Genomic DNA, 23,837 nt, shown 5'->3' on the forward strand with positions numbered 1-23,837 from the left:
GCTTATTTTTGTTTGCCAACTTGAATTTATTTATCAGTCAGGTTTCCCAGCAAAGTCGAGCTATCAGTTGCCGATTAAATTCTCCATCGCCTTTTTCCTGTTGACTTTTCCTAGATTTAAACCAATTTAAATTAGTTGGCTTTCGATAGTAGCTTCGGCTTCATGTACTAAGTTTCGCAGATTTTCCAGCGTTTGTATACTGACATCCTGCCATAAATTTCGCTGGTGTGCTTCTAGCAACCTCTCAGCAATATCACGGAGGGCATGGGGGTTTTTCTGCTGGATGAAATCGGCAATCTGAGAATTAAATAAATAAGCTTGGGCAACACCTTCGTACATATAGTTTTCGACGCATTTGGTGGTGGCATCGTAGGCAAATAAGAAGTCTACTGTTGCTGCCATTTCAAAGGCACCTTTGTAACCGTGACGCATCATCCCATCAATCCATTTGGGATTGACAACCCGTGAACGGTAAACCCTGGCGATTTCTGATTTAAGTTGACGGACGCGGGGGTTAGCAGGGATTGAGTTGTCTCCAAAGTAGGTTGTGGGGTTTTTGCCTTGTTGACATCTGACTGCTGCGGTTAAGCCACCTTGGAATTGATAATAGTCATCGGAATCTAGTAAATCATGTTCCCGGTTGTCTTGGTTTTGTAATACTATCTGCATTCCTTGGAGACGTTGTTGGAAGGCTTCGGGTGCCGCGATTCCGGTTTTTTTACTGCTATAAGCGTAGGAACTCCAATTTGTGTAAGCGCGGGCTAAATCTTCGTCACTATCCCAATTTTGGGATTCTATTAAGCCTTGGAGTCCGGCACCATACGCACCGGGTTTAGAGCCAAAAATCCGATAATGCGATCGCGCTTTAGCTTCATCTATATCTATACCTTGGTTTTGCCAAAATTCTGTTTCTTGGCGGACTTGCGCTGCTAGGGGGTTTTGCTCATCGGGTTCATCTAATGCTGCCACACTGACGACAGCTTGGTCAAATAAGTCTATCAAATTTGGGAAGGCATCGCGGAAAAATCCGGAAACTCTTAATGTGACATCGATACGTGGTCTACCGAGGAGTGAAAGGGGGACGATTTCTAAGTCGATGACACGTCTGGCGTTACCATCCCATACTGGTTGGACACCTAGTAATGCTAATGCCTGGGAAATATCATCGCCGCCTGTTCGCATCATGGCGGTACCCCACAGGGAAATTGCTAGTGTTTTGGGATACTCGCCATTTTCTTGGGTGTAACATTCAACTACGGCTTCTGCTGCCTTTCTACCAACATCCCAGGCTGATTCTGTGGGTACGGCACGGATGTCTACTGAGTAAAAATTTTTGCCAGTTGGTAGCACTTCTGGTCGTCCGCGTGTAGGGGCACCAGATGCGGCACTGGGAACATATTCCCCGTTGAGTCCCGCGAGAAGGTTAATGATTTCCGAGTCGGTTTGTCGCAAGGCTGGGAGGAGATGGGATTGAATCCAGGAGAGGGAGTGAAGCAGGGGGAGTGGGGGAGTGGGGGAGTGGGGGAGTGGGGGAGTGAGGGAGTGGGGGAGTGGGGGAGTGGGGGAGGAATCTTTACTGTTCTTACTCTGTTCAATCTGTTTATGCTTTGGTGCGTCTATATTTGAGGTGTTGAAGTCCTGGAAAATCTGCCCCAATTCATCTTCTCCCCCTGCTCCCTGCCCCCTGCCCCAATTCATCTTCTCCCCTGCCTCTTCTATGATTGCATCTACCATCACGGCGGCTTCAGCTTCCAGGGTTTCGACTGCATCACCTATATTATATTGAGGATGGGGGGATTTTTGTTGGAGGATTTCGGTCTGAGAGGGTGTGAGGAGGGTGCTAAAGTTAGCAGTTAGGGGGTCTAAGTCTAAGCCCCAATCTTCAGCTATGGCGCGGGTGAGTCCATTTTGGTGGCGGTTGGGGTGACGTGCGATCGCTATAATTAAATCACGCAGTTGGGTACCGCTGGGACATTTGCCGAAGATGTGTAAACCGTCTCTGATTTGGGCTTCTTTGAGTTCGCAGAGATATCCATCTAATTGATTGATGGGGAGTTCTTCGGGGTTTTCTGCTGTTGTTTCCAACATTCCTAAATCTAAGTTGAGGTTCTCTGTCTCCACTAGTTGGCGAATGCGATCGCGTAATGCTGACAATCGGCTAGGATCTAAGCTGGCGGCTTCATAATATTCATCAATCAAGTTTTCCAAGTTTTGTAGGGAGCCATATAACTCGGCGCGGGTCAAAGGTGGGGTAAGATGGTCAATAATTACCGCTTGACTGCGGCGTTTGGCTTGGGAACCTTCCCCAGGATCGTTGACAATAAAAGGATATAAATTCGGCATCGCACCTAAGGCAACTTCGGGAAAACAAGTTTCCGATAAGGCGATACTTTTACCAGGCAACCATTCTAAATTTCCATGTTTCCCCACATGTACCACTGCATCCGCACCAAAGGTTTCCCGCACCCAGTAATAGTAAGCTAAGTAGGCGTGGGTTGGTTCTAAATCGGGGGCATGGTAATTTAAACTGGGGTCTATGTCATAACCCCGTGATGGTTGGATGCCAATGAAGATATTTCCCAGTTGAATTCCGGGAATCGGGAATTGAACCCCTCCCCAACCCTCCCCGCTAGCGGAGAGGGTGCGCGATAGCGCGGGTGGGGTTCCGCCAGAAATTGTTTCTCCCCTGCTCCCTGCTCCCTGCTCCCCTGCTTCTTTTCCCCAACGTTGATTTACACTACTTTGAATAGATTCGGGCAATGTGGCAAAGTATTCTTGGTAGGTTTCCCCGGATAAACTTTGACGAACTGGACGTAATTCCCTACCTTCAGGATCATTTGTAATGCTTGCTGTGAGAATTTTAATTAATTCATCCCCATCTTGGGGAATATCTCCTACTTCGTAACCTGCTTCTTTCAAAGCTACTAAAATTTCTACACAACTTTGGGGAGTATCCAAACCCACACCATTCGCCAAACGTCCATCACGGTTGGGATAATTTGCCAAAATCAAAGCAATACGTCGTTTTTGAGGAGATTTACGACGTAAGCGTATCCAATTAGCTGCTAACTGGGCTACAAAATTTATGCGATCGCTTACTGGCTCATAGCATACTACATCCGTTTGTAATTCAGGATGTCTGCTTTGGGTAGCTTTGAAAGATACGGCACGACTAATTATTCTCCCATCAACTTCTGGTAATGCCACATTTATCGCCATATCACGGGGAGAAAGTCCCTTAAAGTCGCTTTTCCACTGTTCAAATCCACCACTACTGAGAATAACTTGGAAAACCGGGACATTTAATTGTTGCCAAAGTTCAGTTTGCGGGGTTTCACTTTCCAATTTAGCCAAGGAAAAACTAGTAGTATTCAGTAAAAGAGCAATATTTCTCTCTCCCCCTGCCTCCCCTTCTCCCCCTTCTCCCCCTTCTCCCCCTGCTTCCCCTGCCTCCCCTTCTCCCCCTGCTTCCCCTTCTCCCCCACTCCTCCACTCCCCCACTCTCCCCATGGGTTGAAAGATGCTTTCTAACTCCTGTTGTACCTCTATTTCCCGCAGGGAAGAAACAAACACGGGTACAGCTTCTAAGTTATATTTTTCTAAAGCCTGACATAAAGCATCTATTACCTGAGTATTTCCTGCTAAGTAATGGGCACGGTAAAATAATATGCCTACTTTTGATTTTGCGGAAACAGATACTTCTCCCTGCCTCTTTGTTGAGCAAATTGGAGATAAATACCTACCAACACGGGGAACAATTTGCGGTAAGGGAGGATTAAACGTTGTTGAAAGACAACAATCAGAGATATATTTAAGGGCGTTAACAAAATTATCGGTACCACCTTCATTAAAGTAACGCCAAATTTGGTTTACTTTAGTCAAAGGCAAAGTTGAGTGCGACATTAAATTTTGGTCAAGAGCATCGTCTCCTGGCATTACAATGAGAGTTGTACCATTGCGTTCCGCTATTTCCTGCACAACCTCAAAACCATAACTCCAATAGGAACGTCCACCTATTAAACGGATGACAATTACTTGAGCCAGTTCTAAAATTTGTTCAGCATAGGTATCAATTACTATTTGCTGCTGTAACTGTAGGAGATTGGTGACTCTAAATGTCGGAAATGTTTTTGGTAATTTGGGAAGCGCAGCTGCTAGTGTTTGAATATCTGTATCAGCAGCCGTAATCAACACTAGGGGGGCTGGAGTCTGTTCAACAAAAATTATACCTTCAGATTGGGAATTCCATCCCACCGATGTTGCGTTAGTACGATGCATAATCCCTACTAAACCTCTGACGATTTTCTCTCAAAAGACATTGACGATTGTTTATCTGTCAGTCACACCCTCGTTTCTCTTAATTTTTTCACATGCCTAGTTTCCCTAATTTGAGCTTTCCTAAAACCATATCCACAGATGTTTTTAATCAACTTGGAGAATTGTTAGAGCAGATGGCTCAATCTTTAGATACTAGCAGTTTAGTGTTGACTGAAGATATTCTGATGCGAATTCCGGTACCTGGGGAATGGCAAAGACAACGCTTCACTTTGGTGGTTTCTCCTGGGTTTAACGGGTTATTGCGAGGAGAAATCGAGGAAGATTACCTCAATTCTACTTCTATCGGCATCGAAATAGACCGGGAAAATATCCCAATGTTGGCTAGTAGCTTGATGTTTGATGTGAATGCGATCGCCTCTTTCATTTTAGAGCTAAAAAACCTTTTCTCTCTCAATAGCCAAATTTCCCAAAACCTGGAATATCACCACCGTCAATTAGCTCCCAATGATGCCCAGATTCAGGAAAGGTTCACACTTCTATTATTATCCTCCCTGCTGACACCAGAAATAGAATCATCTCCAAATAAGAATAATTCTAATGCATCAGGTTCTGTTTGTGCGCCCATCGAAGCTGCATTACTCAAACAAATATCCCAAGAAAAATTATTAAATCAAGTCACAACTCAGATTCGCAAAAGCTTGGATTTATCTGTAATTATCCAAACTGCCATCAATCAAGTGCGGAAATTTCTCGAATTAGATAGATTAGTCGTCTATAAGTTTGGAGAAGCTGCCACAACAGATGCTATAGAAACAAGCCACCAACAAGAAACCATAAATTATATTGGTTGTATTGTCTATGAAACAATCGCCAATCAGACGATTTCATCAGTTTTAAACTACTGTGAAGAAACCTGTTTTCAAGACACAACAGAATGCTGGAATAAATACAGTCAAGGTTTCACCTTAGCAATCGATAACGTCGAAGAAAGCTATCATTTAGAACCCTGTTTATTAAACTTTTTACGCCAAAGTCAAGTTAAAGCCAAATTAATTGCCCCAATCGTCTTTGAAAACAAATTATGGGGACTGCTGATTGCCCATCAATGTTCCACAACCCGAAATTGGACAGAAAGTGAGAAAATACTCCTAAGCTCGGTAGGGGAGCAGTTAGCCATCGCTATTCAGCAAGCTGGATTAATGCAATCTCTGACTCAAGAAAAAGAGAACTTGGAGCAGCGTGTATTCGAGCGGACAATGGCACTCCACGATGCATTGGCTGCCGCCGAAGCCGCCAGTCGTATACGCAGCGAGTTTTTAGCCACCATCAGTCACGAACTTCTGACTCCGTTAACCTACGTAATTGGAATGTCAGATACACTACTAAAATGGTCATTTGGAGAACTTTCAGAACGTCAAAGAAATTATTTACAAACCATCCATGATAGTGGTGAACATTTATTAGAAATGATTCACGACATCCTAGACTTATCGCAAATTGAAGCAGGGAAAGCAGCATTAAATATCAGCGAGTTTTCCTTGACAACTATGGTTGAAAAAACCACAGAATCATTAAAAACCAAAGCAGCCAAACAGCAAATTAATTTTACGGTAGATATACAGTTTAATCAAGAACGCGATCGCTTTACCGCAGACGCACGCCGAATTCAACAAATCTTAGAAAATCTCCTTAGCAATGCCATCAAATTTACCCCAGAACAGGGAAGTGTCATCCTCAGAATTTGGAGGGAAGAAAACAACGCAGTTTTCCAAATCGAAGACACCGGAATTGGAATTCCTGAAGAACAACAACCACGATTGTTTGAAAAGTTTCACCAACTTGAAACTAACTATTCACGGAAGTATGAAGGAACAGGCTTAGGATTGGCTCTCACGAAGCAACTTGTGGAAATGCATCGCGGCAGAATTGAAGTAGAATCCACAGTTGATATTGGCTCAATTTTTACAGTTTGGATACCCGTACAAGTGAGAAATGATGAATTATAGCCATAGCCATATCAAGCAGGTAAACGGATATAAAACTCAGTACCTTGACCTAACTGTGACTTCACTTCTAAACTACCACCATGTTTTTCTACCACAATCTGACGGGCGATCGCCAATCCTAATCCTGTCCCTTTATCCACGCCTTTCGTGGTAAACAAATGGTCAAAAATTCTGGATTTTACCTCTTCAGGCATACCTTTACCATTATCGCGGATGTAGATTTCAACTGCGCCTTGTTCAGTGAGTGTAGTTTTAATCGTGATTTTCTGGGGATTGACTTTCAGATCCGCCAAAGAAGATTGTTGGGCGGTTTCATCAAAGGCATCGATGGCATTCGCCAAAATATTCATAAACACCTGGTTTAACTGCCCAGGTAAGCATTTGATCTTGGGCAAGTCACCGTAGTTTTGAATGACTTGAATGGCAGGACGATAATCGTTGGCTTTAATGCGGTATTTGAGAATCAGCAGCGTACTATCAATACCTTCGTGCAGATCAGCGCTGACTTTGTGATCATTATCGGCACGGGAAAAAGTACGTAGGCTGGTGCTGATGTCTGTGATGCGGTCAGTTGCACGTTGCATTGAATCTAGTAACTTGGGTAAATCTTCACTAAGGTATTTCAGATCAATATCTTCTGCATGTTTTTCAACTGGATTGGCAGCATTCGGATGATGTTGCTGATAAAGGGCTATGTGTTCGAGGAGGTATTGGATATACTCTTTGGTATTGTTGATACTGCCATTCAGGAAACCGATAGGATTATTTATTTCGTGTGCCACCCCAGCAACTAAGTTGCCCAAAGATGCCATTTTTTCGCCTTGCACCATTTGCAATTGGGTGTTTTGTAAGGCTTGTGCGGCTTCCTCAAGTTCTTGAGATTTTTTCAGAATGATGGCTTCGGCGACTTTGCGATGGGTAATGTCTTCAATCGTGATCAAAATACCAATGACATTGCTATTTGAATCGCGCAGTGGAATTTTACTAGTACTGAGCCAGGATTGGGAGCCATCAGGTTTTTGTTGGGTTTCGACAATGTTGAGTTCAGCTTGTCCAGATTCCATGATGCGGCGATCGCATTCTTGATACCACTCTATTTCTTCAGGGGTAAAAGAAAAATCATAATCAGTTTTACCTACAATTTGATCTGGCGATTCCAGATTCAGAATCTTAGCTGCGTTAGTATTACAACCCAAAAATGTCGAGTTGCGGTCTTTCCAAATCACGATCTGTGGAATGTTGTCAATTAACGACTTCAAAAACTGCTGAGAAGCTTGTATTTGCTGTTGCAAAAACGATTGGGGATAGCCATGAGCTAAATCTTGGACTTTGGCGACGGGGCTATATGACTGTTGGGGAATCGGCAAGCGATCGCTTAAATCATTCAGCCCTAGTTCAAACGCTGCAATTTTTCCTAGTTTTTTCCATTGAGTTAAACACTGTTCCAAATCATGCTTCAGTCCCAACGCGCTTTGATAGCGATCTTCGGCATTCTTTGCCATGAGTTTAGTGACGATCGCCGCCACCATTGGGGGTACATCTGCCTTTACATAATTTATCGGCACGGGTACCTTTGCAATATGACAATGAATTAGCTCCAATGGGTCATCCGATGTAAATGGTAATATCCCTGTCAACAGTTGATACAGAGTTACACCTAAACCATAGAAATCTGCACGGTAATCGATGCCGCGATTCATTTGCCCGGTTTGTTCGGGAGCTAGATATGCCAGGGTACCTTCCAATCCTTGCGGACATTGGATTTCCCGAGTCTCCTTCGGCAATAAGGAGGCAATACTAAAGTCAATTAGCTTGACTTGTTTCGACTCCGGGTGAATTAAAATATTAGTGGGTTTGATGTCTTTATGCACCACCTGATGATGCCACAGATCATGGAGAATATCGGCAATTTGGAGGGCGATTGTCAACACATCAGTCATATCTAGGGACTGCTGCTGGATATACTTTCCTAAAGATACCCCACCACAATCTTCCATCACCAAGACATAACCGTTCCCCAGTGGTTCTAGACTTAAGGGTCGAACAATTCCATGAATAGGCAGATGTTTAGTAATTGTATACTGATTGCGAAACTGCACCAATTCCTCAAAACTTGGATAATCGCGTCGTACCACCTTAATCACCACGGAACATTGTTGGGCATTCTGCACCGCTCGATACACTGCTGTGCGAGATCCCACATACAGTTCCTCAAGAATAGTATAGCCAGGCATTTCAGGCAATGAATTAGGATTAATACTCGCAAAAAGTGCCATATTTTTAGGTGGGTTTCATCACTTTTATCTAGTTGAATTACCTCTAGTATTCCCAGATATTTTGGGAATCGCACCCCAAATGATGCCAAATTAGGGTTAATTGAACTATTACGCAGTAAGCCCCTGCTGAATTTGGTACTCCGAATCAGTATGGGTGATTCACACTTAGATGTCCAGTTTAATCAAGAACGCGATCGCTTTACCGCAGATGCACGCCAAATTCAACAAATCTTAGAAAATCTCCTTAGCAACATCTCAAAATACCCCTACTGCCCACTGCCTTCTTCAATCCTTCTGCCTTCATGTACTAATTTCTTCTTCCGAATCCGAAAAAGTTTTAATTTGGCTATCTAAATTGCTAAGTAGCCTATTTAGAACAGTAAGTGATTCTATTTGTTCATTACTCACATTTGGATTTTGTAACATCTGTTCCTGTAGTTCATGCAACTTATATCTAAGTTGTTGAGAAATACTAACTGCATCACGACTTAAGCGTGATATTTGCTGCTTTTGATAGAACTTTAATGCAGCACCTTTGAGTACTTGCAGTGTTGCCTCTTCACCATACATTCCTGGCATAAAACGCAACCGCAACAATAAGCGTTTTTGCTGATATAGATATTCTTTTTCAACCTGTTTAGCTTCAGTCAAAGTCCCTACAGGTAAATTAGCAAACTTTTTGACTTCATTAATTGCCCCTTGAAAAACAGAGAGAGGTAATTTTTCTAAAACTGATTGCAAAACTCCGTTTTCACTCCAAAGAATTCTCCCTTGATAAGGTAATCTTTCAAAATAAAGTCTACCAATACCACCGACGATAACTCGTGCTAATAATTCCCCCAAAAACTGCTTAGGTGGTAACGTTGGTAACAACTCAAGGGGAATTAATTCTTCAGAAATAGGAATCGATAATGTTGGCAATTGGGAACTAATAATAGGTTGTTGATTAGTTTGAGTAAAACTAGCTTCTTGAGATGAAGAATTAATATTAGAATTTGCAGCTTTTTTAAGTTTAGATTGGGGTACTTCAGATTTACTACGTGATTTTTCTGTATTTTTACAACTTAAATATGTCGAGAGGAAACCGCGATGAGCTTCGTCTGTAATTGGTGTAATTAGTGATTTATATTTTACATATGACAAGATTTGGTTTACGTAGTCTTGAGCAACATGATCTCCAACATTAACCATCCCCACAAGTAGCTTGTCACCTTGTAATCTTAGGGGCAGAATTTGATGGTATAAGCAAGCCTCAAACGACAATAGATTGTCCAGCAGATAAAATATCTGTTCCAATTCTTCTTGCTGAGGATTAGCACTAGATTGTGCTTGCTGATGGTTTGCTTCGGTGTCAGTTGATTTACCCTTACCCTCTGAAGACAACATAAGTTTCATGCTTTGATGGTCATACCATTTTATTATTCCCATAAGGTAATGACTAGTTAACAAAGGTATAATATTAAGTTGCCAAAAGGACTAATCAGCTAAAAATACAACTCTTTTCGCTTTACGGTATGTGGTGTGATTCCCCATACACCATCAAAGAGCGCTATTATAGCGTTTGTCACACTTCCATGATGGTATGCAGAGACAGCAATCGCTATTAGGATTAATTTTCGTTATGGTAATCGCTGCAATTGCGGTGATCCTGACTCCTCAGTTGCGAGTTCCTTTAGGTTTAGACTTACAAGGTGGTTCACAACTGACAATTCAAGTAGAAACAACAGCCGAAGTCCCCAAAATTACCGAACGGGATTTGGATGCAGTCCTCCAAGTTGTGGAAGGACGGATTAATGCTTTAGGAACTTCTGAACCAATAATTCAGAAAGTGGGTGAGGACAAAATTATTGTCCAACTACCCGGTGTCAATGATCCTGAACAAGCCGAAAAGGTTTTGGGAGGGACTGCACAGCTAGAATTTCGCAAGCAAAAAGAAAAAACCGAAGCTGAGTTATTTGCCCTGCGTCAATCACAAGCAGGATTTAAGCTGGAACAAGAGAACTTAAAAAAAAGTAAAGATACAGCGGCTATAGCTAAAAATAAAGAAGATATAGACAAAAATAATCAAGCGATCGCACAATTATTTGAAAGTACCAATCCACCTCTAACTGGTAAATTTCTCAAGGATGCTTTTGGTACCCCAACCAACGGCACTCTGTGGGAAGTAGCCATCCGTTTTGATCAAAAAGGTGGCGATTTATTTGCCCAACTCACCAAAGAACTTGCGGGAACTGGACGCGGAATTGGTATATTCTTAGATAACGCTTTGATTAGTTCCCCTGTAGTTGGTATCGAACACAAGGCTACAGGAATTGTCGGTGGTTCAGCTGTGATTACTGGAGACTTTACACCTCAAGATGCCCAAGGTTTAGGTATTCAATTACGTGGTGGTTCCTTGCCTGTACCTGTGAAAATTGTCGAAAATCGTACCGTTGGGGCAAGTTTGGGTAAAGATAGCATTCTTAGCAGTATCTACGCGGGGCTTGGTGGTTTAATCCTAGTATTGGTATTTATGGTGGTTTACTATCGATTACCAGGTGCCGTATCAGATGTCTCCCTAATTATCTATGCATTGCTTTCTTGGGCAGCCTTTGGTTTACTCCAAGTTACCATGACTTTACCGGGAATTGCCGGATTTGTTCTCAGTATTGGGATGGCAGTAGATGCCAACGTGTTAATTTTTGAACGTACTAGAGAAGAACTTCAAGCAGGCAAAACCCTATACCGTTCCGTTGAGTCGGGTTTTTACCGAGCTTTTTCCAGCATTTTAGATAGTAATGTGACAACCTGGATTGCTTGTTTCTTCCTATTTATATTTGGATCTGGTTTAGTAAAGGGTTTCGCAGTGACACTCAGCATTGGTGTACTGATCAGTATGTTTACAGCCGTTACCTGTACCCGCAGCTTGATGTTTTTAGCAATTAGTATCCCATCTCTGAAGAAACTCGAATATTATTGTCCTAACCTACCAACAGGGAAAAAAGTGGGGGTAGCCAAATGAAGCTAGCTGTAAACAAAACGCGATCGCGTTGGTGGATTATTTCCGCTACCATCATTATTATCAGCATCATCTCAATGGTGGTTTCCACATTCAACCCCGAAATTAAAGCCCCCCTACGTCGCGGTTTAGACTTTATTGGTGGTACCCGTCTACAGTTAGAAAGAGACTGCAAACTCCCCAATAATTGCGATAAACCCATTGATATCAACCTTGTTCGTGATATTGCCCAATCCCAAGGATTGGGAGATAGCAGCATCCAACTTGTAACTGATTCTGAAACCAAACAGGAAAACGGAATTTCCATCCGTAGCAAAACCCTCAGCGTCGAACAGCGAACTAAACTAGTTAATGCACTCAGCGAAAAAGTTGGAGCCTTCGACCCCGAAAAGAATCAGAATGATACAGTAGGAGCAACACTAGGTAAAGAACTATTTCGTTCTGGAGTTATTGCCCTAGTTCTCTCTTTGTTGGGTATCTTGGTATACCTGAGAATCCGTTTTCAGTGGGATTATGCCATATTTGCCATCGTTGCCCTATTCCACGATGTTTTCATCACCATCGGCATTTTCTCCATCTTTGGCTTAGTATTTGGCATTGAAGTCGATAGCTTGTTTGTTGTGGCTTTGCTGACAATAGTTGGTTTCTCAGTTAACGATACGGTGGTAATTTATGATCGCATTCGAGAAACGATTCAAATTAACCCAAATATGCACATTACTGACATAGTTGATAATGCAGTAGATCAAACCTTAAGCCGTTCAATCAACACCACACTGACAACATTACTGACATTAACTTCAATCTTCCTTTTCGGTGGGGCAACCCTGAAAAACTTCGCCCTCGCTATGATTGTGGGGTTTATAATGGGAGCATATTCAAGCATTTTCATCGCCAGTACCCTGTTAGCATGGTGGCGTGAACGTAGCCAAAAGAACACCCAAACCCAGGAACCAACAGACGCAGGAATACCCAACGTCTAACAAAAACCCCTCTAAGACGTTCCGATGGAACGTCTTTTCAAATTTCCATATTCATCAAAACTGGTCATTATTTTTCTTAGCAGTCATATTGGTATAAATAATTTTCATCGTGTTCTAGTGTCCCAATGGTAGACCTTAATCAAGATCAATCTTTTGCAACGCAAGTACAACGCCTACACCGACTCACAGTGTGTGGTAGATGGTTAATGGTAGCTGCTTTTTGGGTGATTCTTGCCCCAATCTGCTTATGGAATTTACGGTGGGAAATTGCTATATTGCGACAATATTTTACATGGGTATCTCTTAAATACGGAATTTATTACCATCCTTTCGCAGCAGTGGGGTTATCTTTCTGTATTGGGATGACTATTTCTGTATTAATTTGGCAAAGTCGAAATATCTTGTTTGGTATACCCGAAACTGAAAAACAACGTCTAGAAGAACAGGTATTAAAAATTCGTCAACAAGGAGAAAGTCATCCTTTATGGAAGTGGGTTTGTCAGTCGAGTTGAAGACTAGTAATTGCAGGTAAGATTATCATTAACACGCCCTAGACAGAATATACAAGTCCAGAATCTACGAAGAGTTATATTGGATTTATGAAAGCTTTAGAAATATTAATAAATATTTCGTCAATAGCATCAGTATGTATAAAGTGCCGTCTATATTTAGACAATTATCACCACAAAATCTGGAGACTATAGCATGACAACAAAAAATCACTTAATTCCAGGCGAAACATTTTTTTATTCAGATAAGTCGGATATTTCTCAAGTTTCTCTTTCAGACGACGAAATCAACGAAAAATACAAGAAAGGAGAGATAAGAATTGTAACGGAACAAGCTCGCTATCCACTTGATAGTATAGAAACGATGCTTGACAGTCAAAAGTATATCTTAAATCCTGAATATCAACGTAGAAAAAGATGGAACAATACTAGAAAATCTCGTTTGATGGAATCATTTATAATGAATGTCCCTATTCCACCTATCTTTCTGTATGAAGTAAGTTACTCTATTTATGAAGTAATGGACGGATTGCAGAGGCTAACAGCTATCTATGATTTTTATAAAGGAAAATATAACTTAGAAGGATTGGAATATTGGCGTGAACTTAACGGACGAAATTATCAAAATTTACCCGAACAAATTAAAAGAGGAATAGATAGGCGTTATTTATCATCTATCGTGTTGTTACAGGAAACAGCAAAAAGCGCAGAAGAAGCTGATTTTCTCAAGCAAATAGTTTTTGAAAGATTGAATAGTGGTGGAGAACAACTAACTGCACAAGAAACAAGAAATGCTTTACACAATGGCAAGTTTAACCAATTGTGTATAAAACTTGCAGAAAATGACTTTTTTCGCAAAATGTGGAAATTACCTTTGGAATCCGAAGGAGAAGAAAAATTACTTGAAAGTGAACCTTATCGTAAAATGGAAGATGTCGAATTAGTTTTACGGTTCTTTGCTTATCGTCATATAGCTAACTTTAAATCTCCATTGGATAAGTTTTTAGATGACTATTTAAAACATGCCAATGCTTATTCGGATGAAACAATAAACAATCTTGAAAACCTTTTTAATGAAACAATCAATTTAGTTTATTCCATATTTGGAGATTCAGCTTTCATCCCACCAAAAGAAAAACGTGACAATAAAACCCCAATAAGAATTGTTTATGATTCAATGATGCAGGTCTTTGCAAACAACATTCCTCACAAAGAAATTCTCCTCAATCATAGTAAATCTATAAAAAGTGCTTTGTATTCTGATAAACAATTGCTACATCTTAAGGAAGAGAAAAATAGACTTCTTTTTGATGCTAGATACAATAACAAAAAAGATGTAGAAGCACGCATAAAGTATTTTCAAAACTTTCTACAAAGCTATATTCCATAAGCTTGGGTAGAAATTATGAATACAACTTCATTAGATAGCTTTAAAAAAGAAATCAATCAGGTACGAGAATATATTAAGCATATTCAAGATGTGGATAATATAGTTAATTATACTGTATCAGAGGCTGATAACGAAGAAATTAAAGCCTTGTTAAATACATTAAAAGAGCATCATAGAATTTTTAGAACAGATAAAAAGATATTTGAATATAAAGCATCTATTATTTCACTTTATGGCTTGTTAGAAAAATATGTAGAAAATTGGATCAAAGAATATCTTACAGCCCTTTCAGGCTTAGTCCTAGAATATGATAAGATACATGAGAAAATTAGAAATAATCATTTTGAACTTTCTGTAAAGCTAATAAGTTCTATAGTAAGTAGAGAAATTGCTAAATATCAGCATCTTACAAAAGAACAAGTTTTAAAAGAGCTAAATGAATGTATCGTAAATACTGCAAATTATAAATTCAACACAGAAGCTTTTGTTCTTTCATCAGGTAATTTGAAGCATAAGCAAATTGTAAAACTATTTGAGCTTATAAATGTGAGCTTGAACGAAGTATTAAAGAAAAATGAAACATTAATTCAATATTTTAAGGATGATAGGGGAATTACAAATATTTCCAATACCAATACAGATATTTTATACAATACAATCAATGATCTAGTTGAAAGAAGAAATCAGATAGCCCACGGTTCAGAGATATTAGATATTTTAAACATATCTGAATTAGAATCTTATATCCAATTTTTAGAAAAATATTGCCAAGCTGTATTTGAAATATTAGCTGAAGAATTTATTAAACAAGAATCAATATACACATTTCAAAAAATCGAAAAAGTAATTAAAATTTTTGGAAATAGAATATTAGCATTTGAAATCGAAAACTATAAAATAAAAATTGGAGATATACTTATTATCGAAACGATAGAAGGTAAGTTTTACAAAAAACCTATTTTGACAATTGAGTTAAATAACGAGTCACATGCGGAAATTATAATTATGGAAAAACAAAATATTGCTGTCAGTGTTGAGCCTAGCATCAAAGAAAATCAAACATTTTACATAGTGAAGCAATAATTCTAGTCACTAATAACTCAGTAGAATTGTATATCTCATCACACCAATATAACTACAACTCAAATTTTATCCGAATGAAGAATTTAGTTCTGCTTGATTCCGGTGGCAAATATTGGAGTAATGGCTACTAATTGAGTAATATATTATCTAAAACTTGGTATGTAAATGGATAATACACAAATTCAATTTAGCGATCGCAAGTCGGAAATAAACCTAGAACAACTCCAGCAATTATTCACCCTCAGTGCATTCTGGGCAAAGGAACGCAATCTGGAGGATTTGGAGATTGCTATTGCCAACAGTGAACCAGTAATAACTGTTTGGAATCGAGAAAAATTAATTGGTTTTGCCCGTGCAACTTCTGATGGTATCTACAGAGCAACAATTTGGGATGTTGCCATTCACCCAGATTACCAAAAACAGGGTTTAGGTAGCAAATTAGTGGAAACTGTGTTGAGTCATCCTCGCATGTGTCGAGTTGAACGGGTATATTTAATGACTACCCATCAACAGAGATTTTACGAGCGGATTGGTTTCCAAACTAATTCTACTACTACCATGGTACTTTATAACCAAGAGCCAACTAGCTTGCTTCCTGAAGCTGAAGTTCTGCTTCAGGAATCCCTGGGGAAATAGATATCTGTAAGCGAATCAAATCTTGGTTGGATGCTTCTTTTTCAGGGTGGGGTAATATTTCCATTTTTCCCCCAATAGCTTCCACCAGTGTTTGATTTAGCAACAATTTCATCCCCACAGTCATGGTTGTGTTGCTGGGTTGGTTGGTGAGTGTGAGTAAATCGATTGCTTCGCTTTTTGGTAAAGCATAGATAGGTATATCTAACCAGATTTGTGTGACACCAGTGGGGCAAGATGCAGCAGATAAATAAATGCTACCTTCTTGAACTTCCGCATCAATACAAGCGATGGAGGTTTCCACTAAGCTGAGGATAATTTGTCGTAACCAACGATGATCTGTAGTGACGGTAAGTGAGACATCTGGGAATGTAACTTGAAACGGGTAGTTACGATTCTTTGCCAGCATGTGAGTTAAGGTATGAACCTCTTTTAGCACTTCCGCGACAGAATGCGATCGCATGTCCAAACGATTGCTACCATATTCAGTGCGGGCAACATTCAGCACCTCATCAATTATTTTGAGTAACTGTAATGCTCTCTCATGTGCTTGTCCAATAAATTCGCGTTCTTCTTCGGGATTTTCGCACAAATCTGATAAAATCAATTGATGCAAACCAATCAGACCATTTAAAGGCGATCGCAACTCATGAGTTACCCTTGCTAAAAAGCCAGCTTTAAACTGTTCCATTTCCCTCGCCATCTGGTAAGCAAGTTGAGTTTGCTCGATAGGTTTTGACAATGGTGGTTTATCTTCAGCTTCGGAAACTGGTGTTAAAGGTGCAAACGCACTCACTGAGGCTTGAGGACGGGTAAATAAGCTGCGTAAAGCTGCTCCTAATCCCACTCCGACTGCTAAATATATCCAGTTACTCCAATTCATGGTTGAGTTGCAATTGATGGGTTGATAAAAAGGCGAAAAAAAGGGTGCTATGGTTCCCAATGTCAAGTTCTATCAATCTTAGCTCACACTTGGAATATGCTAGATAAACTCACTTAGAAAAATTTATATTTGTTGTTAATTATTTTATCAGGTGTGAAGAGTTGAGAAAAAGGGAACAGGGAAAATAATATACTTGATAAAAATTATGCTCGTTTCAAGCTGCTACGCAGCTTGAACTGATAACTGATTTATCCCCGTGCATTTATACCGGGTAGGATGTCATTCCAAAATTACGGCACCTTGACGCAAAATTTGCCAATCTTTACCAGTCCATTTAATCACGGTCGAGGGGACACCCTTTGTATTTAACTCTTCAGAAGCAAATTCCCTAGGATCTAAAGTAGCAACATCTGGAAACTGAACTGCAATCTCCTCCATTGTTAATAAAGCTGGTTGTCCCGAAAGGTTTGCGCTGGTGGTTGCTAGAGCGCCAGTTTGTGACAGAATTGTTTGTGCGATCGCGCTTTTAGGAATCCTCACTCCAATCGTGTTAGGCTGTTGAGGATTCAGATTTTTTGGTACATTTTTAGATGCTGGCAATACTAAAGTTAAAGCACCAGGTAAGTATTTATCCATCATCGATTGCCATTCTTGACACTCTTCAGGGCTACCGACAACATAGTTCCATAATTCCTCTGTTGTTGCAGCCATCAATATTAAAGGTTTATCTTGACTACGTTGTTTGGCGGTAAAAATTAGTTCAGCAAATTCTGGTACAGTCGCTAAAGCTGGAACTGTATCTGTAGGAAAACTAACTAATTTACCCTGACGAGCGTTGGAAACAAGATTAATTAACGATACGTGATCCATTACGACTCAATTAAATCTTCAAACCTGACATTCTGCTAAGTGAGCATGGAGGGACTCGAACCCCCGACCTACAGGACCGGAACCTGGCGCTCTATCCAACTGAGCTACATACCCTTACCTGTGACATTGTACCACGAGTTGGACTTTTAAGATGATTTTTTAAGATGTAGAGTGGCAAACAATTTGCTTAGGGATATTGGCAGGAGATTCCAGCTAAATAAACTAGACAAAAAAAGTGCAACCCTGTAGGGACGCGATACATCGCGTCTCTCTTTATTTATTTATTTTGTTTATTTATTTTATGGAGAATTTATTGCTTTACTTTCCTGATTACTAACATCCCGTGACTTATCTAACGAGGCTTTAGCTGCCTGGTTATTTTGCTGGAGAATTTTCGTTAGCCGCTTAATTGCTTGATTGCGTTTTGTGGATGCGCTTGTTGGTGGAATTTGGGACAATTCAGAATCAAAATTCACAACAGGAGTGTTTTTGCTGAATGTTCCAGCTTTCATCGAATCCAAAGTTTGAGCAACTTGTACCTGTTGTTCAATTTCCTGGGTTGAGGAAACTAAATTACTCAAACCATTGACAAGTTGCCTGAGATTGGTGCGAAATTTGGGATCTCCTGTCAACTCATCTAAATCGGATGTAAGTTTTTGGGTGTTTTCAAATGTCACCCTGGCAGAATCTAGGGTTTGTTGGAGGAGAATGGCATTTTTGGGGTCATTGAGAGTTTTTGTGGCATCCCGTAAATTGGTTGATGCTTCTGCGGCATTAGCAGAGAGAATTTCAAAGTTTTTAATTAATTCACCTTGGGTAAGACGGTTGACAGTAGGTGAAAGACTGCTGACGGTGGTACGAAGTTGACTGCTGCTAACTGAGAGATTGTTTAAAGTACTAACTAAAGAAGAACGATTATTGACAACTAAATTATCCAAATTAGCTAATAATTTACCAGCTTGACTGTTGGTGGTGCGAAGTTCTTTAGCTGTAATACCAAATTCCCCTGCTGTGGCGGCAAATTTATCTAGGGTTTGGTTTGCATTGGCACTTAGCTGAGTAGTGGAACTACTAGCTTGGTTGACGGCACGTTGTACAGAATTACCGACACCAGAAAAGTCACTGAGTTGATTTTTGGCACTCAAGCTAAGACTACTGAGGTTTTTGCTGAGTGTGGCAACACCGCTAGCTGCAAGGGTTGATTGTTCTAAAGCTTGGTTCAGGTTAGCGTAAAATTTCGGGTTGCTGTACACTACAGCTAAATCATTGGTAGAGCGTAAAACCTGATCGATGCTGATACCAATTTGACCTTTGAGGCGAGAATTATTACAAATAATTTGATTAGAATCACAGGTTGCTTCCAGGGGTTTGCCAGCGATCGCACCTTCGGGTATTTTTAATCTGGGAATAATATCAACAATTCCTTCGCTAATTAAACCGCTTTGGCTGGCTTCGACGGTGACATTGCTGGGAATAATGAGTTCAGGTTGGTTAATTTCGATTTCCACTTCCACCGCATTTAAACCAGGTTTGACAGAAATAGTTCTACCAACTTTGACACCACGATAGCGAACTACGGCACCCTTTTGCAGTCCACCAGCATCTTTAAATTCCACAATAGCTTTGTAAGAGTTTTGGGAAGCAGTAAACCGATTTAACCAGAGGAAAATTAGTCCGAAAATCCCCAAACCTGCTAGGACTAATAGTCCTACAGAACCCTCTCTAATTGTGCGTAGCGATCGCATGTTTATCTCCTCACCTTAAAAAGCTCTGAGTCCTGAGTTTAGGAGTGCTTATTTTATGATTTTAGCTTTATTATTATCCACCGACTTGGATGGGTCCTGCGATACTTCCGCTCATAAATTGACGAATTAAGGGGTTTTCGGTTCTATCGACTTCGTTTACATGTCCTTGCCACTGAACTTTACCTTGGTAGAGGAAGATAATGCGATCGCTTGTCCGGCGAATTGTACTATCTTGGTGGGTAACAATGGCATAGGTACTACAAACACCTTGACTTGCCTGTAATTGGCGAATTAAATCCTCGATTACCGTTGAAGCGATGGGGTCGAGTCCGGCTGTAGGTTCATCATACAATAAAACTTCAGGTGCATCCTCTGGGTGTTCAGGGTTAGATATAATTGCCCTGGCAAAACTCACACGTTTTCTCATCCCTCCCGATAGTTCAGACGGATAGCGATCGCTTATTCCTCCCAATCCTACCATTTCCAACTTTTCATTCACCAGGTCACGAATTCTGCGTCTCCCTAGTTTGGAATGTTGATACAGCAAAAAACCGACGTTTTCCTCCACTGTTAACGAATCAAATAATGCTGCCTGTTGAAATACCATACTAATACCTACAGGATCTGCACTATCTTCAATTAAACCTCTTCGCTTTACTCCCTGGACATGTATTTCCCCGGTATCCGGTGGTGTCAACCCGGCAATTATTCGCAAAATTGTCGATTTTCCCGTCCCCGAAGGACCAATTATACCCAATGCTTCCCCCCGATTGATGGTTAAATCCACATTATCCAAGACTTTATTATTGCCAAAAGTCTTAGAAATACCTTTTAGTTCAATCAATGGTTCAGTCATAAAATCAAGGATACAGGTAGTTCAGCAGGGAAAATCTTTGTTGAGCCAGGAAAGGCATTACATTATATATGAATTGGGTTGGTAGCATATCATGTTTTGTCCCATGTTACTCAACAAGTTACTGTTTGGGAATTGCAGACAATATTGCACGCAACGCATTATTTACAGCTTCAGATGTAGTGAATATTTCAGCGACATCTGGATCTAAAGCTATATTTATTTGAGTTTTATTCTGTTGATTTGCAAAACGGTTGGGACGAACTTGAGTGTAATCAAAATCATATTCTGGAAGCAAGGCATCTTCTGCATGGTTATCAAAGTCAGAATTACGTATGTTGTTCATAGTCTCTGCGTTCTTTATTAGTTGCTGTGCGTGCGCTGATTATACGAATTACGTTTGCCCTTTCAGTGAAGCAAACTAATACCAAGCGATTACTTTAGTCATGTCCTATTATGATTTCTCTCTGTTCGTCAACTGAGTGCCATTGATCCTGAAATATATAAGCAATTGGGTCATAAAAGACAATTTTAGCCTGCTCAAAACTGACATTATGCTTTTTAAAATTACCGTTAGCTTTTTGCTCGTCCCATTCAAATTGTAATTCCATGTATCATTATTAAGACGTTAGCAGAAAACTCTAAATTGTGTGAAAAGCTTTAAAAATTGATAAAATAAGATTGATTTTATGGCTTTGTAATCTGTTTGCTATCTCCTGTCTTCTTGAATAATAGTTCAAAAATGTTTGATGTCATCGTTATTGGTAGCGGAATTGGTGGTTTAACAGCAGCAGGTTTACTTGCACGGTACGGTAAACGTGTGGTTGTTTACGAAAGTCACACAGTTTTTGGAGGTGCAGCACACAGCTTTAAACGTCAAGGATTTGAATTTGATTCTGGTCCTTCGTTTTATTGTGGCTTGACTGGTGCCGAAAGTTTAAACCCAGTGAAACAAGTTTTAGATATTTTAGGTGAATCCCTCCAAACCGTCACCTACGATCCTTTGGGACATTACCATTTTCCAGAAGGTAGTTTTCCAGTTTATAGCAACCTTCAACGCTATCAAGATGAAGTTGCCAAAATTACTCCCCAAGGTTCAGCCGAACTGCAACGATTTTACCAGCGAATGTTGCCGTTGTATGCAGCGATGAAGGAAATCCCCACGGTGACATTGCGCTCCGATTGGCAGTTAATCCCGGTATTGTTGGGGAATTATGGGCTTTCTCTGCTGAAAATGCTACCGCATCTGCCAATTCTCCAAGGTTCAGTGGGGGATGTTATGGATAGCACCATTAAAGATTCCTGGGTACGACGATTAATTGACCTGGAATGCTTCCTGTTATCAGGTTTAAAGGCAAATGGTACCGTTGCCCCCGAAGTAGCATTTATGCTGGGTGAGCGTTCCCGTGCGGGAGTCGAATATCCAATTGGTGGTACTGGAGCGATTATTGATGCCTTTGTGCGGGGAATAGAACGCTTTGGTGGTGTCATGCGATCGCGTTCCCATGTAAATCAAGTTTTAATTAGTAATAACTCTGTAACTGGTGTCCAACTTCAAAACGGCGAAGTTATTTCAGCACCCGTAGTCATTTCCAACGCCACCCTTTGGGATACTTATACCGAGCTTTTACAACCAAACGATTTACCAGAAACCTATCGTAGAGATGCTTTAGATACAGGATATGTAGATAGCTTTATGCATTTACACTTAGGTATTCGCAGCGATGGCTTAGAAAATCTCACCGGACACCATGTTGTAGTCCAAGATTCTCACGAAGATATCACCGTCCCCGGTAATACCTGCATGATTTCCATTCCCAGTGTGTGGGATGCCAACTTAGCCCCAGCAGGACACCATGTAGTTCATGCTTACACCTTAGAACCCTACGCAGGATGGCAGCGGGATGATGGGTATGAACAGAAGAAACGGCAAAAAGCCGATGTATTGTATCAAGCGTTAGCAAAAGTTATTCCTGATATCAGAGAAAGAGTAACCTTAGAACTCATCGGTACTCCCCTTACCCATGCCCATTATCTACGTAGATACAAAGGAACGTATGGTGCTGCCATCCCCGCTAATCAGGGAATGTTTCCCAGCACCCACACACCCATCTCCGGCTTATACCGCGTCGGTGATAGCACCATCCCCGGAATTGGAGTTCCAGCAGTCGCAGCATCAGGAATTTTGTGTGCAAACACCTTAGTTAGTCCCCAGGTAGTGAAAGAGATATGTAGTAAGCTGAATTAGATCCCCGACTTCAAGAAGTCGAGGATCTGCTGCTCACGATTGTGGTAGTGCAACGGCGAGAATCTTTTATTAGTGCAACGGCGAGAATCTTTTATTTTTGACTCAAATCTTCCTGAATCGTCGAAATCTTCACCGCAAAATTCGTAATGTTACCTAACTCAGCATTATTCAAAGCTAAGATATAAGGCTCGCCACCAATTATCCCAATCAGTGCACCACCCGAAGAACCCCCAGCAGTGGCACAATCATGAAACAGAAAACCAGCTTCCTCCTTAGTAATACTGCATCCCTTTTCATAACTTGCCGTCCATCCTTTACCAGCAGTCAAATATTTTTGATAATTTTCTGTCGGAAAATCTTTAGAGTAACCAACAAAAAACAGACTTCTGGGGTTATTAATTAGTGTCGAAGTGGGTATAGGTTTCATTCCCAAAAAACCGTATTTTCTACCAAGAGGCTTATTAATCGTCATAATCGCCCAATCATTGGGGCTGATTTGATCACCCTGCTTAAAGTCAGTACCATAAATCACATCAACTACCTCCGCAACATCTTGATATTTACCATCAATCACATTTGGCATAAACTGAATTTTGGCACTTTTCTCTTTAGTCTCCGGATCAATTACACAGTGAGCATTAGTTAAAACTAAATCTTCACCAATTAAAGTACCCGTGCAATGATAACTTTCTGCATTAGTTGTAGTTCCTTTTACCCTACCAATTGCTGACCAAGGGTATTTTTTACTTAACATGGGGATGCGATTATCGATATCACTGACGATTCCTCGTGAATCACCTTCATCTGGCTTCGCCGAACGTCCCAAACCATCGGGGATAAAGGGTTTGACGTTAGCATCAAACTTGAATCCGCCAGTTTTCGCGCTAATGAACTTTGGTGTGATGCTTTGTTTGGTTTGAGCCTGAACTGATAGAGTTAAGGTTGCAGCACCGATGATTCCGGTAAATAATAGTGCGAAAGATTGTTTATTCATAGTTTTGATTCTCCTAAATTTAGATATTTGATAAATTTGGTAGTGTGTTGAAAAATTGTCATTGCGACGTAAGAAAGCAATCTCGAAA

General features: G+C 40.5%; 17 protein-coding genes, 1 tRNA gene and 1 pseudogene. 8 read left to right on the top strand and 11 right to left on the bottom strand.

Translation table 11 applies throughout. From position 1 onward, the window contains the following. Nucleotides 1-126: 126 nt before the first annotated feature. Entirely contained in the window at nt 127-4,278 is a 4,152-nt protein-coding gene (gene cobN / locus CAL6303_RS29325; protein ID WP_015198569.1) for a cobaltochelatase subunit CobN, read from the bottom strand. A 92-nt stretch (nt 4,279-4,370) separates the two neighbouring features. Between cobN and CAL6303_RS14570 the strand changes: the two genes are divergently transcribed. Then, nucleotides 4,371-6,284: a GAF domain-containing protein gene (locus CAL6303_RS14570; protein WP_015198570.1), complete on the top strand. Its 1,914-nt coding sequence runs from the start codon at nt 4,371-4,373 to the stop codon at nt 6,282-6,284. Between the two features lie 11 nt (nt 6,285-6,295). Here CAL6303_RS14570 and CAL6303_RS31175 read toward each other — a convergent pair whose 3' ends face one another. Then, nucleotides 6,296-8,560, bottom strand: a complete 2,265-nt coding sequence (locus tag CAL6303_RS31175; RefSeq protein ID WP_015198571.1) for a protein kinase domain-containing protein — start codon at nt 8,558-8,560, stop codon at nt 6,296-6,298. A gap of 300 nt (nt 8,561-8,860) precedes the next feature. Beyond that, complete coding sequence (locus CAL6303_RS14580) at nt 8,861-9,946, bottom strand: type II secretory pathway, ATPase PulE/Tfp pilus assembly pathway, ATPase PilB (protein ID WP_041739613.1); 1,086 nt, start codon at nt 9,944-9,946, stop codon at nt 8,861-8,863. Between the two features lie 196 nt (nt 9,947-10,142). Between CAL6303_RS14580 and secD the strand changes: the two genes are divergently transcribed. The 6 genes from secD (at nt 10,143) to CAL6303_RS14610 (ending at nt 16,159) form a co-directional block, all read left to right on the top strand. Then, nucleotides 10,143-11,561 (top strand): protein translocase subunit SecD, encoded by a 1,419-nt coding sequence (gene secD / locus CAL6303_RS14585; protein WP_015198573.1) that lies wholly within the window; start codon nt 10,143-10,145, stop codon nt 11,559-11,561. Then, entirely contained in the window at nt 11,558-12,541 is a 984-nt protein-coding gene (gene secF / locus CAL6303_RS14590; RefSeq protein ID WP_015198574.1) for a protein translocase subunit SecF, read from the top strand. The genes secD and secF overlap by 4 nt, the downstream gene beginning before the upstream one ends. Before the next feature lie 125 nt (nt 12,542-12,666). Continuing rightward, on the top strand, nt 12,667-13,053 hold the full coding sequence (locus tag CAL6303_RS14595) for a hypothetical protein (RefSeq protein WP_015198575.1): 387 nt from the start codon (nt 12,667-12,669) through the stop codon (nt 13,051-13,053). 193 nt (nt 13,054-13,246) lie between these two features. Then, on the top strand, nt 13,247-14,440 hold the full coding sequence (locus CAL6303_RS14600) for a DUF262 domain-containing protein (protein WP_015198576.1): 1,194 nt from the start codon (nt 13,247-13,249) through the stop codon (nt 14,438-14,440). Nucleotides 14,441-14,455: 15 nt separating this feature from the next. Continuing rightward, on the top strand, nt 14,456-15,523 hold the full coding sequence (locus CAL6303_RS14605; protein ID WP_015198577.1) for an MAE_28990/MAE_18760 family HEPN-like nuclease: 1,068 nt from the start codon (nt 14,456-14,458) through the stop codon (nt 15,521-15,523). Nucleotides 15,524-15,688: 165 nt separating this feature from the next. Next, complete coding sequence (locus CAL6303_RS14610) at nt 15,689-16,159, top strand: GNAT family N-acetyltransferase (RefSeq protein WP_015198578.1); 471 nt, start codon at nt 15,689-15,691, stop codon at nt 16,157-16,159. Here the strand turns inward: CAL6303_RS14610 and CAL6303_RS14615 are convergent. The 7 genes and pseudogenes from CAL6303_RS14615 to CAL6303_RS31735 all read right to left on the bottom strand — a co-directional run bounded on the left by CAL6303_RS14615 (nt 16,107) and on the right by CAL6303_RS31735 (nt 21,118). Then, entirely contained in the window at nt 16,107-17,039 is a 933-nt protein-coding gene (locus tag CAL6303_RS14615) for a sensor histidine kinase (RefSeq protein ID WP_015198579.1), read from the bottom strand. The genes CAL6303_RS14610 and CAL6303_RS14615 overlap by 53 nt on opposite strands. Before the next feature lie 279 nt (nt 17,040-17,318). Then, on the bottom strand, nt 17,319-17,909 hold the full coding sequence (locus CAL6303_RS14620; RefSeq protein WP_015198580.1) for an L-threonylcarbamoyladenylate synthase: 591 nt from the start codon (nt 17,907-17,909) through the stop codon (nt 17,319-17,321). Nucleotides 17,910-17,949: 40 nt separating this feature from the next. Next, nucleotides 17,950-18,023: transfer RNA gene (locus CAL6303_RS14625), tRNA-Arg, on the bottom strand. Between the two features lie 185 nt (nt 18,024-18,208). Then, the gene (locus CAL6303_RS14630; RefSeq protein ID WP_015198581.1) at nt 18,209-19,654 is read right to left on the bottom strand and encodes an MlaD family protein; all 1,446 of its coding nucleotides are present in this window, start codon (nt 19,652-19,654) and stop codon (nt 18,209-18,211) included. A gap of 73 nt (nt 19,655-19,727) precedes the next feature. Further along, on the bottom strand, nt 19,728-20,510 hold the full coding sequence (locus CAL6303_RS14635; protein WP_015198582.1) for an ABC transporter ATP-binding protein: 783 nt from the start codon (nt 20,508-20,510) through the stop codon (nt 19,728-19,730). 118 nt (nt 20,511-20,628) lie between these two features. After that, nucleotides 20,629-20,853 carry a hypothetical protein gene (locus CAL6303_RS14640; RefSeq protein WP_015198583.1) on the bottom strand — a complete coding sequence of 75 codons (225 nt, stop codon included), beginning with the start codon at nt 20,851-20,853 and terminating at the stop codon, nt 20,629-20,631. Next, nucleotides 20,837-21,118 (bottom strand): annotated as a pseudogene (locus CAL6303_RS31735) (BrnT family toxin). Before CAL6303_RS31735 ends, CAL6303_RS14640 begins: the two are co-directional and overlap by 17 nt. 131 nt (nt 21,119-21,249) lie before the next feature. Between CAL6303_RS31735 and CAL6303_RS14645 the strand changes: the two are divergent. Further along, nucleotides 21,250-22,755: a phytoene desaturase family protein gene (locus tag CAL6303_RS14645; RefSeq protein ID WP_015198584.1), complete on the top strand. Its 1,506-nt coding sequence runs from the start codon at nt 21,250-21,252 to the stop codon at nt 22,753-22,755. A gap of 91 nt (nt 22,756-22,846) precedes the next feature. Here CAL6303_RS14645 and CAL6303_RS14650 read toward each other — a convergent pair whose 3' ends face one another. Then, on the bottom strand, nt 22,847-23,749 hold the full coding sequence (locus CAL6303_RS14650) for a trypsin-like serine peptidase (protein WP_015198585.1): 903 nt from the start codon (nt 23,747-23,749) through the stop codon (nt 22,847-22,849). Between the last annotated feature and the right edge of the window lie 88 nt (nt 23,750-23,837).

The sequence above is a fragment of the Calothrix sp. PCC 6303 genome, assembly GCF_000317435.1.
Taxonomy (GTDB): domain Bacteria; phylum Cyanobacteriota; class Cyanobacteriia; order Cyanobacteriales; family Nostocaceae; genus PCC-6303.